Raw genomic sequence first — 15259 nt, 5'->3', positions numbered from 1 at the left:
CGGAGAACCGGTCAGTGGGTGACCGGGGTCGGCGGCGGGCCGCACCATTCGGCCAGAGCCGTACGGATCCGGTCGGCGGACGACTCGGAGCCCGCACCGGCCGCCCAGGCGATGTATCCGTCAGGGCGGACGAGCACGAGCGTGCTGGTGGCGCCGCCCGCCGTGACGACCCGCACGCGGCCGTCCCACCCGGCGGCCGCCTGGGCCGGGATCCGTGAGCCCTCGGGCGCGACCAGTAGCCAGCGTCTGCAACGCAACGCCTGGTACACGCTTTTCGGGCCGGGACCGTCCAGCGGGACGTCCGGCGCTCGGCGGCCCACGAGCGGATGGGCGCCGGGCGCCGCGGGATAGGCGAGGCCGATCCCCGAGACCGTCTCCGCCATGCGCCGGGCCAGCGGCGGGTAGCGCATGCCGGCCCGGAGAAGCACCCGCCAGGCCGCGCGCAACGTCCGGGGGCGCGCCATCGCACTGCGCAGGAGCCTGCCGCTGGTGCGGAGCGCGAGCTCGCCGGCCTGGTGCCGTTCGCTGCCGTAGGTGTCGAGCAGCCAGGCCGGCGCCCCGTCCCGCATCACGGCGGCGAGCTTCCACGCGAGGTTGGCCGCGTCCTGCAGGCCCGTGTTCATCCCGAGACCACCCGCCGGGGAGTGCACGTGCGCGGCGTCGCCCGCGAGGAAGACCCGCCCCACGCGATAGGTGGGCACCTGCCGCTCGTCACAGTGGAACTGCGATATCCATCGGGGGTCGTGCATGCCGAAGTCGGTCCCGAGCACCCGCCGGGTGATCTCGCGGATCTCGCCGAGTTCCACCGGGGCGGTGTCGGGCCGCCGTCTTCGCCGACTCCACACGATCACGCGGTACCAGCCGTCGCCGAAGGGCAGCACGAAGGCGAACCCGTCCCTGACCGCGTCCGCCGTCAGGACGTTCGGCGGCGGATCGGTCATCCGCACGTCGCACAACAGGAGCGAGCGCGCCACGGAGAGGCCGGGAAAGGGCAGGCCCAGCGAGCGCCGAACCGCGCTGCGCACCCCGTCGGCGCCCACCACGTAGCGGGCCCGCCAGGTGGACTCCTGGCCGTCGTGGGCCCGGATGTCGAGGTCCACCCCGTCGGCGTCCTGGCGCAGTCCCGTCACCTCCGCGCCCGGCACGAACTCGACGCCCATCTTCCTGGCCCGCTCCGTGAGCAGCCGTTCGGTCATGAACTGCGGCATGGCCAGCATGTACGGGAAGCGGGTGTCCAGGCGGGACAGGTCGAGCACTCCACGCCCGAACACCTTCAGCGTGTCGATGGGGAGGCCGGCCGCCACGAAGTCGTCCGCCAGACCGCGCGCGTCGAGTTCCTCGAGCGTCCGCGCGTGGACGCCGGCGGCGCGGCTCAGGTTCGACTCGCCGTGACGGCGTTCGAGCACGACACAGGACAGGCCTGCCGTGGCGAGATCGGCCGCGACGAGCAACCCCGTGGGGCCCGCCCCCACGACCACCACGTCCGTTACGGCAGCCATGACGTCCCTTTCCGCTGGATCTCGCTGAGAGACCCACCACAGGTGGACGAAATACCCTAAACCCGACAAATGACACTTATTTGTCGGGATGAACCCCAGGACTGAGGCCGTGCGATCTCCTCAGCGGGCGGCGGAGAGGTCGGCGAACAGGTTCTCCCACCTCGGCATGACCTTCTGCGGCGAGTACTCCAGAGCCGTCGCGGCGGCGGCCGCACCCATCCGGACGCGGAGATCGCGGTCGGCGATGACCCGGTTCACGCCGGAGGCCAGCGCGTCGACGTCACCGCCCGGCACGAGCAGGCCGTCCACCTCGTGGGTGAGGACGTCGCCGGGACCGGTCGGGCAGTCGAAGGCGACGATCGGCAGCGCGTGGGCCATCGACTCGATCATCACCATCGGCAGCCCCTCGAAGCGGGAGCTGAGCACGTAGATCGACGCCTTGGCCAGCTCCTGGTCGAGCCGGTCGCTGCGGCCCATGAGCGTGACGTTGCCGGCCAACCCGTGTTTCTCGATCAGCGCGTTGAGGTCGGCCTTCTTCGGGCCGGTGCCGAAGATGCGCAGGCTCCATTCCGGATTGCACGCCACGACCTGCTTGAACGCCGGGATGAGCAGGTCGAAGCCCTTCTGCCCGACGAGCCTGCCGGCGGCGACCACGAGCGGGTTCTCCTGCCGCGAGGGCGTCCGGCCGAGCGTGGCGACGGCGTTCGGCACCCACTCGACGCGGGTGCCGGGCAGCAGTTCGCGGTAGTCGTCGCGGTCGCTCGCCGTCAGCGTCACGACCGCGTCGAACCGGGAGTAGTGGCGGGCGATGTCGGCGCGCACGGTCTCCGGGTAGGTGCCCAGGTTCATGTGCTCCTGGGCGATGCGGACCACGCTCCCGGGGGTACGGCGGGCCGAGATGAGGTTGAGAGCCGGCCGGGTGGTCACCAGGATCCCGTCCCTCAGCGAGGAGACGTAGTCGATGACCGCCCGCTCCACCCGCTCGGTGAAGTACTCGGCCTTGAACTCCCCGACCGGAACGAGCCTGCCGCGCATCATGCGCCAGGCCCGGCGGCCCACGGAGTCGCGCCGCACCCCGCCCCTCTGGTCGGCCAGGGCCGTGAGGCGCACGCGGGGATCGATCTCGAACTGCGGCTCGTCGCGCCGCCGGACCGTGCTGATCACCTCTACGTCGTGCCCGGCGGCGGCCATGGCGTTGGCCTGGTTGAGGACCGTGCGGATGGTGCCCCCCATGCCGTAGGCGTGGAGGAGCATGTAGCGGATCTTCATAGCACCGTCCCGCGACGGCTCATGTCCGCTCCGCCGTACGGGGAAGGTAGTCCCAGCGCACGCTCATCGGCTTCAGCGCGTCGGGGATCTCCCCTTCGGAGGGCAGGTCACGGCCGGCCTGGACACGGCCGGAACGGATCTTGTCCTTCCAGTCGCCGAGCCCCTTCTCCGCGACGCTCAGGTCGCCATATGTCAGCATTCCTGATTCCCAGGGGACGTCGAGGAATTCGCAGATCCGGCGGGTCTCCTTCTCCGGCTCCGCGGTCAGGTCCTCATATCTCACGGTCAGGCCGGAAAGCGCCTTACGCGCCCGTTCGACCGCCTTCATGTACCGCAGGGCGTCCAGCGCCGCCTCCTCGGGAGTGCGCTTTTCCGGGTCCGCCTCGTGCCATGAGGCCGCGATGGACGCGGGGTGACGCAGCAGGAAGATGAACCGCGCGTCGGGCCAGCAGGCCGTGATCCGCTGGTAGGCGAAGGCGTTGGCCGGGGTCTTGTCCACCATGAACCGCTTGCCGCTCTTGACGAGCTCCCGGTGGAGCACCCGGTCCCAGAGCAGATGCTCCAGGTCGGCCCTGTTGTGGCCGAGGGCGCTCATCGCCGACTCGGCCAGCGGGGTCCCGAAGTTCACGAAGAGCCGCCGCACGTGGAGTTCGTGGGGGGCGTGCAACATCGAGTGGGCGTTGAGCATCGCCCTCAGCAGAGTGGAACCCGAGCGGACGGGAGACAGGATGAAGATCGGCGCGGCCAGCAGCCGATCGATCCGCGGATCCTCCGGCGGCCGGACCAGCTCCTCCGGCGCGGCCTCCGCCGGCCCCCCATTCCCTACTCGATTGAACTGGAATCCTGCGTACTTGATGAAGGCGTTATTGACCTTCCGCTGCCAGGTCATAGCGGGAGAGACTACTCGATTTTTCTAATAATTCACTGAGAGTTCCTTGTGAATGTTCACCCGCGCATTCACTGAAATAACTCTATAAACCTACTTCTTATACATTGAATTAGGCCGACGACGATGGGGATACCGAACCCGGCGGACTGGACGCCCGCCGGGTTCGGCCGGTCATTCGGCGGCGACGTGCCGCTTGAGCCGTACGACGACGCTCTTGGACGTGGGGGTGTTGGAGGTGTCCGCGGTCGAGTCGAGCGGCACGAGCACATTGGTCTCGGGGAAGTAGGCCGCGCAGCACCCGCGCGCGGTGGAGTAGGCGATCACACGGAACGCCTCGGCCGTGCGCTCCCCGTCGGGCCACTCGCTGATCAGATCGACGAGTTCGCCGTCCGCGATGCCGCGCTCGGCGAGGTCGTCGGGGTTGACGAAGACGACCCGGCGGCCGTTGTGCACGCCGCGGTAGCGGTCGTCCATGCCGTAGATCGTGGTGTTGTACTGGTCGTGGCTGCGCACCGTCTGCAGCAGGAGGCGCCCCGGCGCGAGACGGAGGACCTCGAGGGCGTTGGCGGTGAAGTTCGCCTTGCCCGTGTCGGTCGGGAAGCGCCGTTCGTCGCGGGGGGCGTTGGGGAGGGTGAAGCCCCCGGGCTCGCGCACCCTGGCGTTGAAGTCGTCGAATCCGGGCACCACGCGCTCGATGCGGTCCCGGATGGCGTCATGGTCGGTCTCGAAACGCTCCCAGGGGATGCCGGCGACGCCGTCCTGCTCGAAGAGCCTCATGGCCAGCCGGCTGACGATGGCCACTTCGGAGAGCAGATCGGGTGAGGCGGGAGCCAGCCGTCCCCGGGAGGCGTGCACCATGCCCATTGAGTCCTCGACCGTCACGAACCGGTCGCCGTCCTTCTCCGTGCGGCCCATCGTGGGGAGGATGAGCGCCTGCTCACCTGCCACGGCGTGGGACCGGTTCAGCTTGGTCGACACCTGCACGGTGAGCCTGGCCCGCCGCATCGCCGCCTCGGTCACCGCCGTGTCCGGCGTCGCGGAGACGAAGTTGCCCCCCATCGCGATGAACACCTTGGCGTGCCCGTCGCGCAGGGCCCTGATCGACTCCACCGCGTCGGCGCCGTGGCGGCGGGGCGGCTCGAAGCCGAACTCGTCACGCAGCGCGTCGAGGAAGGCCGCCGAGGGCTTCTCGTAGATGCCCATCGTGCGGTCGCCCTGGACGTTGGAGTGCCCTCGCACGGGACACACCCCGGCCCCCGGCCGCCCGACGTTGCCGCGCAGCAGCAGGAAGTTGACGACCTCCCGGATGGTGGCGACGGAGTTCTTGTGCTGGGTCAGGCCCATGGCCCAGCACACGATCACCGACTTCGCGCCGAGCACGTCCTGGACCGTTTCCTCGATGGCGGTCCGGGGCAGGCCCGTCGCCTCCTCCACGTCCTCCCATTCGAGCTCGCGGACGTTCTTCTCGAAATCGCGGAACCCGTGGGTGTGGGTCTCGACGAACTCGTGGTCGACCGCCGACCCCGGGGCCGCGTCGTCGGCCTCGAGCATGAGCTTCGACAGGGCCTGGAACAGCGCCATGTCGCCGTTGAGGCGGATCTGGAGGAACCGGTCGGCCAGTTTCGTGCCGCGCCCGGCGACCCCGCTCGCCTTCTGGGGGTTCTTGAACCGCATCAGCCCGGCCTCGGGCAGCGGGTTGACCGCGACGATGCGGGCGCCGTTCCCCTTGGCCTTCTCCAGCGCCGACAACATGCGCGGGTGGTTGGTGCCGGGGTTCTGCCCCACCACGAAGATGAGGTCGGCCTTGTGGAGGTCGTCCAGCGACACCGTTCCCTTGCCGATGCCCAGCGTCTGGGTGAGGGCCGAGCCGCTGGACTCGTGGCACATGTTGGAACAGTCGGGCAAGTTGTTGGTGCCGAAACGGCGGACCATGAGCTGGTAGAGGAACGCCGCCTCGTTCGACGTCCGCCCGGAGGTGTAGAAGAGCGCCTCATCGGGGCTCTCGAGCGCCCTGAGCTCCCTGGCGATGATCGAGAACGCCTCGTCCCACGCCACCGGCTCGTAATGGTCGGATCCGGCCGGCTTGTACATCGGCTCGGTGAGCCTGCCCTGCTGACCCAGCCAGTAGTCGCTGCGCCCGGCCAATTCCGTCACGGGGTGCTCGGCGAAGAAATCGCGGGTCACCCGGCGAAGGGTCGCCTCCTCCGCCACCGCCTTCGCGCCGTTCTCACAGAATTCCGCGGGGCTGCGGTGTCGCCCTTCCGGCCAGGCGCACCCCGGGCAGTCGAAGCCGTGCTTCTGATTCACCCGCACCAATGTCAGAAGTGTGCGCTTGACACCCATCTGGGCATAAGACATCGCCAGCGAGTGGGCCACCCCGGGAACACCCGCCGCCCACTCCTTCGGAGGTCCTACCTCGAGCCCCTCGTCGCCGGCGTCCTGCCGCGGAGCCTTTCTCGCCACCCCAGTACCTCACTTCCGGCCGTCCGCCCACCTACAAAGTACGCCTCGTGAAGGTACGCGTAATGGCGAGGGTCGCGACGGACCACCGGCCGGTCAGACGATGCCCGGGTTGTACGCGGAGCTCACAAAGGCCGTGACTTGACTTTGCATTGTTAGCGTAGACAAGAAGTATCGACTGCGACATACTGCCTGTTCATGCTCGAAGATGGCCAAAAGCTGATACTTCCCACTTCAGGTGGGTTTCTCAGTCGTTCGCGCACGATCGCACCGCCCACCTGGAGCCGGTGGCTCGTCCCCCCAGCAGCCCTCTCCGTACACCTGTCCATCGGCCAGGCCTACTCGTGGAGCGTCTTCAAGCCGCCGCTCGAGAAGGCGCTCGACCTGTCCGGTACGCAAAGCGCGCTGCCCTTCCAGCTCGGCATCGTCATGCTCGGCCTGTCCGCCGCCTTCGGCGGGCCGCTGGTCGAGCGCAACGGCCCCCGTTGGGCGATGTTCGTCTCGATGGTCTGCTTCGCGTCCGGATTCCTGATCTCGGCCCTCGGTGTGGCGACGAGTCAGTACTGGCTGGTGGTCCTCGGGTACGGCTTCGTGGGCGGGATCGGCCTCGGGATCGGCTACATCTCGCCGGTGTCCACGCTGATGAAGTGGTTCCCCGACCGGCCGGGAATGGCCACGGGCATCGCCATCATGGGCTTCGGCGGCGGAGCGCTCATCGCCTCGCCGTGGTCCACCCAGATGCTCGGCTCCTTCGGCGCCGGTACGGGCGGCATCGCGAAGACGTTCCTCGTGCACGGTGTGGTCTACGCGGTCTTCATGTCCCTGGGCGTGCTCCTGGTTCGGGTCCCGGCGGACGGCTGGCTGCCCAAGGGCTGGGATCCGGCGAAGGCCGCCGCCCGGGCGCTGGTCACCACCGCGAACGTCTCGGCGCGCAACGCCATCCGCACGCCGCAGTTCTGGTTCCTGTGGGTCGTCCTGTGCTTCAACGTCACCGCGGGCATCGGCATCCTGGAGAAGGCCGCGCCCATGATCCAGGACTTCTTCGCGAACACGGCGACCCCGATCTCCGTGAGCGCCGCCGCCGGCTTCGTCGCGCTGCTCTCGCTCGCCAACATGACCGGGCGCATCGTGTGGTCCTCGACCTCGGACCTCATCGGGCGCAAGAACATGTACCGCGTCTATCTCGGCGTGGGCGCCGTGCTGTACCTGATCATCTCGCTGGCCGGGGACTCCCACACGGTCGTGTTCATCCTGTGCGCGCTCGGCATCCTGTCCTTCTACGGCGGCGGCTTCGCCACCGTGCCGGCGTACCTCAAGGATCTGTTCGGCACCTACCAGGTCGGCGCCATCCACGGCCGCCTGCTCACCGCCTGGTCGATCGCCGGCGTCCTCGGCCCGCTGATCGTCAACGCCATCGCCGACTCGCAGAAGGCGGCGGGCAAGACGGGGCCCGCGCTCTACACGACCTCGCTGTACATCATGATCGGCCTGCTGGTGGTCGGCTTCCTGTCCAACGAGATGATCCGGCCCGTCAAGGACAAGTACCACGAACCGCCGCTCGTGACGGTCGACGAACCGGGCACGCTGGCCACTCCGCAGGGAGGCTCCTGATGACCGAACAGACCGAGACGGCCTCCCGCACCCCGTTGATGATCCTGGCCTGGCTGTGGGTGGGCCTGCCCTTCGCCTACGGCGTCTACGAGCTGTTGCTCAAGCTCAGCCAGCTCTTCTCCGGTTGATCTGACCGGCGCGCACCCCGTCGGCCGGGTACTAACACGTCAGTCGCCCCTTCGCCGGGGACCGGCCCCTCCTGGTGGGCCGGTCCCCGGCGAAGGTCATGTGTGATCGGCGGAGGAGGCGCGCAATGACCGGAATGGACCTCGCGGGCCGGGTGGCCCTGCTCACCGGGGCCTCGGGCGGCATCGGCGGCGCGCTGGGCCGGCGCCTGATCGCCGCCGGCGTGCGGACGGCCTTCGCGTACGGCACCCGCGCGCACGAGGCCGAACTCCTCGTGACCGAAGCCGGGGAGTCGGGGCTGGACGCGATCGCCCTCTCCGGTGACCTCGCCGACCCCGAGGTGCCCGCGCGCCTCGTCGCCGAGACCGTCGACGCCCTCGGCCCCGTCGACCTGCTGATCCCGAACGCCGGTTACGCCGTACGGCAGGCGTACACCGACGTGGACCTGGAGACCTGGAACCTGACCATCGACGTCAACCTGCGTGCGCCGTTCATGCTGGCCCAGCAGGTGGTGCCCGCGATGGTGGAGCGCGGGTTCGGCCGGGTGCTGTTCATCTCGTCGATCGCCGCCTTCACCGGCGGCGTCGTGGGCCCGCACTACGCCGCGTCCAAGGCGGGCCTGCACGGGGTCCTGCATTTCCTCGCGGCCCGGGTCGCGAGCCGCGGAGTGACGGTGAACGCCCTCGCGCCCGCGTTGATCGAGGACACCGCGATGTCGCCGGCACTGGGCGTGGGCCCCCACGCGATCCCCGTCGGCCGGTTCGGCCGGCCCGAGGAGGTCGCCGACCTCGCCATGGCCGTGCTCCGCAACGGCTACCTCACCAACCAGGTCGTGAGCGTGGACGGCGGCAGCCACCCCCGCTGAGGATCCGATCGAGGCCGGTTCCACCCGGTAAGCACCTTGTAAGGGTTACGGTCCCGGCGGGCCTTACTGTGTGGTGGCGCGGCATGCCACCGGCAGATCGCAGATCGGAGCGGAACATGTGGGTTCGCGGTGTCGTCGGGGTGCTGTTCTGCCTCATCGGATGCGTCTGGATCGCCCAGGGCACGGGAGTGCTCGGCGGTTCCATGATGTCGGGCCACGGCCAGTACGCCGTGCTGGGCGCCATCGTGGTGCTGATCGGCCTGGCACTCCTGTGGTGGGCGTGGCGGATCCGGGGCCGCCGCGGCAACGGCTGACCGGTCGTCCGCCGCCCACGCCCGGCTCGGATAGGTTTCGGCCGTGGCAGTGACAATCGTGTACGAGACACACTCGATCACGACGGACAACGAGGCGGGGATCGCGACCGGGTGGCTGCCCGGCGAGTTGTCGCCGCGTGGTCGCGCGCTGGCCGCCGACCTCGGCGTCCGCCGCCGTGACGACGGGATCGCCGCGGTGTTCACCTCCGACCTGCGCCGTGCCGTACAGACCGCGGAGATCGCCTTCACCGGTTCCGAGATCCCGGTCTTCCAGGACGCACGGCTCCGCGAGTGCGACTACGGCGACCGGAACGGCATGCCGGTGGCGCGGCTCGCGGCGGAGCGGTCCCGGCACATCGAAGTGCCCTGGCCGGGCGGGCAGAGCTACCGCCAGGTCGTCGATCAGACCCGTGACTTCCTCCGGGATCTCACCGCCGCGTGGGACGGCTCCCGGGTCCTGGTGATCGCGCACTCGGCCAACAGGTGGGCGCTGGACCTCCTGGCCGGCGGAGTGGCGCTGGATCATTCCGTGGACGCGCCGTTCGACTGGCGGGACGGCTGGTACTACACCGTCTCGGCCGCCGACGTCGCCCGGCCGGAGGGCCGGATCACGACGCCCAGACTCGCGTTGTCACCGCTCACCGTCGACGACGCCGACGAGATGACCGAGGTACTCGCCGATCCGGCGCTGTACGTCTTCATCGGCGGCGAGCCGCCCACCCGGGACGCGCTGCGGGCCCGCTATGCCCGGCTGGCCGTGGGCCGCTCCCCCGACGGCGCCCAGGAATGGTTGAACTGGGTCGTCCGCGACAGTGACGGCCATGCCGTCGGCACCGTCCAGGCGACGGTTGTGGACGGCGGGCACCGGGCCGAGATCGCCTGGGTGATCGGGACGGCGTGGCAGGGCCGGGGCTACGCGTCGGAGGCGGCCGAAGCGCTCGCCGGGTGGCTCGGCGCCCGCGGCGCCCACCGCATCGAGGCGCACGTGCACCCCGACCATCACGGGTCGATCAAGGTGGCGGTCAGGACCGGCCTGCGGCCGACGGACCGGTTCGACGACGGGGAGCGCCTGTACGTCAGGGAAGATCACCCCGCCCATTCCTGACGAGGGGCCTGCTCCCGCGTAGTCTTCCGGGACATACCGGAATCGCGAATTGAGCGAGGCTGAATCTCATGGCATCTGAACGGCGATCTGTCATGGTCACCGGCGCCTCCACCGGCATCGGCCGCGCCTGCGTCGCCGACCTGGTGCGCGCGGGCTTCCACGTCTGGGCGGCGGTGCGCAGGACCGAGGATGAGGAGTCGCTGCTTCGCGAGCATCCGGACGGGGTGAGCGTGGTCCGGATGGATCTCACCGACGAGGCCTCCGTACGGGCGGCGGGAAAGGTCGTGTGCGCGGCCGGGCCGCTGCACGGGCTGGTGAACAACGCGGGCGTGGCGCTGGCCGGGCCGTTGGAGTATCTGCCCATCGAGGTGTTCCGGCGCCAGATCGAGATCAACCTGACGGGCCAGTTGATCGTCACGCAGTCGGTGTCGCCCGCGCTCCGGCAGGCGGCGGAATCGGGCGACGATCCCCGGATCGTGATGGTGGGATCGATCGGCGGGCGGATCGCCGGGCCGATGCTCGGCCCGTACCACGCCGCGAAGTTCGGCCTGGCGGGGCTCAGCGACAGCCTGCGCGCGGAACTCGCCCCGTTCGGGATCGCGGTGATCCTCGTCGAGCCCGGCACGATCGCGACACCCATCTGGGAGACGGGCAGGGCCGCCGCCGACGAGTTGGTCAAGCAACTGCCCGCCGAGGCCGACCGCTACGCCGAGCAGATCCGCAAGACGAGGGCGAACGCCGTCAAGAGCGGGGAGACCGGGATCTCCCCCTATCACGTCTCCCTGGTCATCGTCAAGGCGCTGACCGCCGCCAAACCGCGGCCACGTCAACTCGTGGGCCGCGACGCCAAGATCGCCGCACTGCTCGCCCGTTTCCTGCCCTACCCGCTGCTCTACAGGGTGACGGCCGCGAAGAAGGCCGTGAAGAGAGCCGGCTGAGAGCTCGGCAAGGGGAGGATCACCGCGGCTCGGCGCGCCGCAGCAGTTCCGCCGCGGCCGGGTCCAGGAGATCGGCGCCGTCGGAGTGGCCGCCCTCAGGGTCCTCCCCCTGCTCCGGCGGCCTCGCCCGCGGTCCCCTGCGGCGGCCGCCGCCTGGCCGCATGCGGTCGCGGAGCACGATCAGCGCGTTCTCGGACGGGCTGCCGGGCTCGGCCTGGAAGACGATCAGTTTCTGACCCGGCGAGCCGTCGACGCTGAGGACCTCCATCGTCGTGATCACGTCCCCGACGTCGTCGCGATGGAAGCGGACGGGCGCGCGCGTTCTGCCCCGCACGTCGTGCCGGGCCCACATCCGCTGGAAGTCCTCGCTCCCGGCCGTGAGCTCCTCGACCAGCTCGATCAGGTCGGGGTCGTCGGAGCTCAGGCCGGCCGTGGCGCGCAGGTGGGCCACCTTGGAGGTGGTGTCCAGGTCCCAGTCGAGGTAGAACCCGCGGGCGGCCGGGTTGAGCAGGGCGAGCCTGAGCAGGTTGTCGCTGTGCTCGAGCCCCTCGTAGAGAGCGTCCGCCACGGCATTCCTGACCAGCACGTCCAGGCGGCTGTTCACCACGTACGCGGGCACTATCTCCCAGCCGTCGATCAGCCGGATCAGGCCGGGCTCGACCCGATCGACGTGCCCTTCAGGCGTCAGCTTGTGCGGCCGTCCACGCGCGAGCTCGTGCAGATGTTCGGTGGCCTCCTCGTCGAGCTGGAGGACCCGTGCGAGGGCGTCGATGACCTGATCAGAGGGGCGGCGTTCTCTGCCCTGCTCGAGACGGCTGTAGTAGTCGATGCTGATGCCCGCGAGCATGGCCACTTCATCGCGGCGCAGGCCGGGAGTCCTGCGGCGGGGCCCGACCCCTGTCAGTCCCGCCTGTTCGATCGTCGTGACCTGGCGCCGCGCGCGCAGGAACTCACCAAGGGGGCTCTCGCCTTCCATTCCCCCACGCTAAGACCGGGTCAGGCCGGGAAGGTGGTCCTGCTGCACCCACAGTCGGCCGACGGTCCTGATCATGCTTCGCGTATGCGACGGCACCCACATGGGGCGGTTCAGCGGATGTCCGGGATCGCTACCCCGGAAGGGATCATTCGGGCTATTCTCGCCGAATCCGTTCACCATGGAACGGATCACACCGGTCCTGAAGTACGCCATCGTTCGGGGAAGCACCGATGAGGTTCCGAGTACTTGGCGATGTGACACTGATCGTCGACGGGAGTCCCGCTCATCTGTCATCCCGGAGGCAGGAACAACTGCTGGCACTGCTCGTCTGCGCCCGGGGACAGGTGGTCTCCGCCGAGACGTTGATCGACGCGATGTGGGGCGAGCGACTCGGACCGCGCGCCGGCAAGAACCTTCAGGTGCTCGTGCACCGTCTCCGCAGAACTCTGGACGACCCCGGGCGGATCCGGCACGACCGTTCCGGCTACGCCCTGTCCGCGGCGCCCGAAGAGGTGGACGCCTGGATGTTCGCCGATCTCGCCGTACGGGCCAGGAACGCGCTGGACGCCGAGGATCTGGAGACGGCGGTGGCGCTCCAGCGAGAGGCCCTCGCGTTGTGGCACGGACGCGCCTTCGCGGGTCTGGACGACGTGGCCGCCCTCGCCGAGGCCGCGGAGCGGCTCGAACAGGATCGTAAGCGGGTGCTGGCCGAGCGTATCGACGCCGACCTGGCCCTGGGCTGCCATGCCGAGATCATCCCCGAGCTGATCTCCCTGGTGGCGGCGGATCCGCTGGCGGAGTCGATGGGGGCGCGCCTGATGCTGGCGATGCACCGGGCGGGGCGCCGTACCGAGGCCCTGGACGCCTACCGGCGCATCCGCACCGCTCTGGCGGAAGAACTGGGTCTGGAGCCGGGGCCGCAGCTGCGCTCGCTGGAACAGGCCATCCTGCGCGGAGACCCCCACGCGGGGCTGGATTCGGGAACCCGCGCCCGACCGGCGGAGGACAGGGACCAGGCCGCCCCGCCGTGCATGCTGCCGCCGCGAGTGGGCGATCTCACCGGGCGCGACGGCGAGATCGGCAGGATCGTCGACATCCTGCGGACCGGCCCTCCCGGGGCGCCGGTGATCTGTCCCGTGTCCGGCATGCCCGGGGTGGGCAAGACCGCACTGGCCGTACAGGCGGCGCACGACGTGCGGGACGACTTCCCCGACGGTCAGCTGTATGTGAATCTGCGCGGTGCGGGGTCGGAGCCGGTCGACGCCTCGCAGGCGCTCGGCCGGTTCCTGCGCGCGCTGGGGACGCCGGGCACGGCGGTCCCCGACGGTCTCGACGAGCGCGCCGAGGCGTTCCGCGCCCGGCTCTCCGGTAGGCGCGTCCTGGTGCTGCTGGACGACGCCGCGGACGAGGCGCAGGTCGAACCGCTGATTCCGCCCGGAGACGGCTGCGCGGTGCTGATCACGAGTCGCGCCGCGCTCACCGCTCTGCCCGGCGCCCGCCGGCTCGTCCTCCACGTCCTGGACGCCGCCGCCTCCGTCGAACTGCTGGATGCGATCACCGGCCGGGCCGAGCTGACCACCGACGCCGCGACCGCCGCGCGGCTGGCCGAGCTGTGCGGGCGGCTGCCCCTCGCTCTCCGGATCGCCGGTGCCCGCCTGGCAGCGCGGCCGCACTGGACCGTCGAGCGGCTCATCTCCCGGCTTGAGGCAGAACGCGACCGGCTCGACGAGCTCACGCACGGAACCCTGTCGGTCCGGGCCAGCCTCGCCCTCGGCTATTCGGGACTCGCGGAGCGCAGCCAGGTCCTCTTCCGCCGCCTGGGGCTGCTGGAGATCCCCGACTTCGCCGGATGGGTCGCGGCGGCGCTTCTCGACGAGGAACCACGTGACGCCGAGGACGTCCTCGAGGGCCTGGTGGAGGCACGGCTCGTCGAGTACGCGGGCATGGACGACCTCGGCGAGGCCCGCTACCGGGTCCACGACCTCGTACGGCTGCACGCCAGAGAACGCGGGGAGGCCGACGAGCCCTCCGGAGCGACGGCGGCCGCTCTGACCCGGCTGACCGGGGCGTATCTCGCCCTCGCCGAGCAGGCGCACCGCCGGCAGTACGGCGGCGACTACACGGTCCTCCACGGGGGCGCTCCCCGGTGGGACTGCGGCGAGCCCACGACCGCGCGGCTCCTGGAGGACCCGGGAGGCTGGCTGCGCAGCGAACGGCTCGGCCTGGTGGCGGCCGTCGAGCAGGCGGCCGGGCTCGGTTCGAGCGAGACCTGCTGGGACCTGGCGATGACGGCGATCACACTGTTCGAGGCGCAGGGCCTGTTCGACGACTGGCGGCACACCTCGCAGGTCGCCCTCGACGCGGCGCGCCGGGCCGGCGACACACGCGGCGAGGCGGCGATGCGGTACTCGCTCGGGACACTCGAGCTGTTCCGGCAGCACTACACCGCCGCGCGCCCGCATCTCGACGCCGCGCTCACGCTCTTCGAGGCCGTGGACGATCATCATGGGCGGGCCCTGACCCTGCGCAACGCCGCCCTCATCGAGCGGGTCGAGGGACGGGCGGGAACGGCACTGCGCGGCTACCGCCACGCGCTCCGGATGCTCCGCGAGGCGGGCGACCGGCATGCCGAGGCTCACGTGCTCGGGAGCATCGCCCAGATCCACATCGAGCAGAGCCGTCCCGACGCCGCGGCCCGCCTGCTGGAGACGGCTCTGGCCGTCTACCGCGACCTCGGCAACACGCGGGGAGGTGCGCAGATCCTCAACCGCCTCGGCGCACTTCACCTGAGCCAGGGCGCGGCCGGTCAGGCGGAGGACGCCTTCCAGCAGGTTCTGGGCGCCTCCCAGGCCGTCGGGGACCGGATCGGCGAGGTGTACGGCCTGCTGGGGATCGGCGAGGCTCTTCTCCTGGCGCGCGACCTCGACGACGCGGCCGAACGCCTGGAGCACGCCCTCGCCACGGCCACCGAGCTGGGCGAGCCGTTCCTCACGGCCCGCGCCCAACTGGCCGGCGGCCGCCTCGCGGCCGCGCGCGGAGACCCCGATCTGGCCAGGACGCTGCTGGACACGGCCGCGGAGGCGTTCGCCGAGATCGGCCTGCCCGTCTGGCACGAACGCGCACGTGAGGAGCTGCGCGCCGTCGAGGAGTTGCGCGCCGTCGAGAAGGTCAGGCCGTTCCTGCCGTCCTGACCCGGTCACCCGACCC

General features: G+C 70.4%; 12 protein-coding genes. 7 read left to right on the top strand and 5 right to left on the bottom strand.

The window, feature by feature from the left end; translation table 11 throughout:
- Positions 1-11: 11 nt before the first annotated feature.
- The 4 genes from Psi02_RS06995 to Psi02_RS06980 form a co-directional block, all read right to left on the bottom strand.
- A complete protein-coding gene (locus Psi02_RS06995) occupies positions 12-1499 on the bottom strand; it encodes an FAD-dependent oxidoreductase (RefSeq protein ID WP_203972627.1) in 1488 nt (495 codons plus the stop codon).
- 120 nt (positions 1500-1619) lie between these two features.
- Positions 1620-2768 (bottom strand): glycosyltransferase family 4 protein, encoded by a 1149-nt coding sequence (locus Psi02_RS06990; RefSeq protein ID WP_203972626.1) that lies wholly within the window; start codon positions 2766-2768, stop codon positions 1620-1622.
- Positions 2769-2787: 19 nt separating this feature from the next.
- Positions 2788-3657 (bottom strand): sulfotransferase family protein, encoded by an 870-nt coding sequence (locus Psi02_RS06985; RefSeq protein WP_203972625.1) that lies wholly within the window; start codon positions 3655-3657, stop codon positions 2788-2790.
- A gap of 171 nt (positions 3658-3828) precedes the next feature.
- Positions 3829-6120 carry an FdhF/YdeP family oxidoreductase gene (locus Psi02_RS06980; RefSeq protein WP_203972624.1) on the bottom strand — a complete coding sequence of 764 codons (2292 nt, stop codon included), beginning with the start codon at positions 6118-6120 and terminating at the stop codon, positions 3829-3831.
- Positions 6121-6315: 195 nt separating this feature from the next.
- Between Psi02_RS06980 and Psi02_RS06975 the strand changes: the two genes are divergently transcribed.
- The 6 genes from Psi02_RS06975 to Psi02_RS06955 all read left to right on the top strand — a co-directional run bounded on the left by Psi02_RS06975 (position 6316) and on the right by Psi02_RS06955 (position 11076).
- Positions 6316-7728: an L-lactate MFS transporter gene (locus tag Psi02_RS06975; protein WP_203972623.1), complete on the top strand. Its 1413-nt coding sequence runs from the start codon at positions 6316-6318 to the stop codon at positions 7726-7728.
- Entirely contained in the window at positions 7728-7856 is a 129-nt protein-coding gene (locus Psi02_RS40655) for an MFS transporter small subunit (RefSeq protein ID WP_275409565.1), read from the top strand. Before Psi02_RS06975 ends, Psi02_RS40655 begins: the two co-directional genes overlap by 1 nt.
- Before the next feature lie 125 nt (positions 7857-7981).
- A complete protein-coding gene (locus Psi02_RS06970) occupies positions 7982-8719 on the top strand; it encodes an SDR family NAD(P)-dependent oxidoreductase (protein ID WP_203972622.1) in 738 nt (245 codons plus the stop codon).
- Positions 8720-8835: 116 nt separating this feature from the next.
- The gene (locus Psi02_RS06965; RefSeq protein ID WP_203972621.1) at positions 8836-9033 is read left to right on the top strand and encodes a hypothetical protein; all 198 of its coding nucleotides are present in this window, start codon (positions 8836-8838) and stop codon (positions 9031-9033) included.
- 43 nt (positions 9034-9076) lie between these two features.
- Entirely contained in the window at positions 9077-10138 is a 1062-nt protein-coding gene (locus Psi02_RS06960) for a GNAT family N-acetyltransferase (protein ID WP_203972620.1), read from the top strand.
- Between the two features lie 68 nt (positions 10139-10206).
- Complete coding sequence (locus Psi02_RS06955; RefSeq protein ID WP_203972619.1) at positions 10207-11076, top strand: SDR family NAD(P)-dependent oxidoreductase; 870 nt, start codon at positions 10207-10209, stop codon at positions 11074-11076.
- A 19-nt stretch (positions 11077-11095) separates the two neighbouring features.
- Here Psi02_RS06955 and Psi02_RS06950 read toward each other — a convergent pair whose 3' ends face one another.
- Positions 11096-12052, bottom strand: a complete 957-nt coding sequence (locus Psi02_RS06950) for a helix-turn-helix transcriptional regulator (RefSeq protein ID WP_203972618.1) — start codon at positions 12050-12052, stop codon at positions 11096-11098.
- 254 nt (positions 12053-12306) lie between these two features.
- Between Psi02_RS06950 and Psi02_RS06945 the strand changes: the two genes are divergently transcribed.
- Entirely contained in the window at positions 12307-15243 is a 2937-nt protein-coding gene (locus Psi02_RS06945; RefSeq protein WP_203972617.1) for an AfsR/SARP family transcriptional regulator, read from the top strand.
- Positions 15244-15259: the final 16 nt, after the last annotated feature.

It is taken from the genome of Planotetraspora silvatica, from assembly GCF_016863315.1.
Taxonomy (GTDB): domain Bacteria; phylum Actinomycetota; class Actinomycetes; order Streptosporangiales; family Streptosporangiaceae; genus Planotetraspora; species Planotetraspora silvatica.
The sequence above is the reverse complement of the archived record's forward strand: the minus strand, read 5'-3'. Positions and strand labels throughout refer to the sequence as shown.

Coding starts and splice junctions, on each gene's coding strand:
- Psi02_RS06995 (WP_203972627.1), bottom strand. CDS start 1,499: ATGGCTGCCGTAACGGACGTGGTGGTCGTGGGGGCGGGCCCCACGGGG.
- Psi02_RS06990 (WP_203972626.1), bottom strand. CDS start 2,768: ATGAAGATCCGCTACATGCTCCTCCACGCCTACGGCATGGGGGGCACC.
- Psi02_RS06985 (WP_203972625.1), bottom strand. CDS start 3,657: ATGACCTGGCAGCGGAAGGTCAATAACGCCTTCATCAAGTACGCAGGA.
- Psi02_RS06975 (WP_203972623.1), top strand. CDS start 6,316: ATGCTCGAAGATGGCCAAAAGCTGATACTTCCCACTTCAGGTGGGTTT.
- Psi02_RS40655 (WP_275409565.1), top strand. CDS start 7,728: ATGACCGAACAGACCGAGACGGCCTCCCGCACCCCGTTGATGATCCTG.
- Psi02_RS06970 (WP_203972622.1), top strand. CDS start 7,982: ATGACCGGAATGGACCTCGCGGGCCGGGTGGCCCTGCTCACCGGGGCC.
- Psi02_RS06965 (WP_203972621.1), top strand. CDS start 8,836: ATGTGGGTTCGCGGTGTCGTCGGGGTGCTGTTCTGCCTCATCGGATGC.
- Psi02_RS06955 (WP_203972619.1), top strand. CDS start 10,207: ATGGCATCTGAACGGCGATCTGTCATGGTCACCGGCGCCTCCACCGGC.
- Psi02_RS06950 (WP_203972618.1), bottom strand. CDS start 12,052: ATGGAAGGCGAGAGCCCCCTTGGTGAGTTCCTGCGCGCGCGGCGCCAG.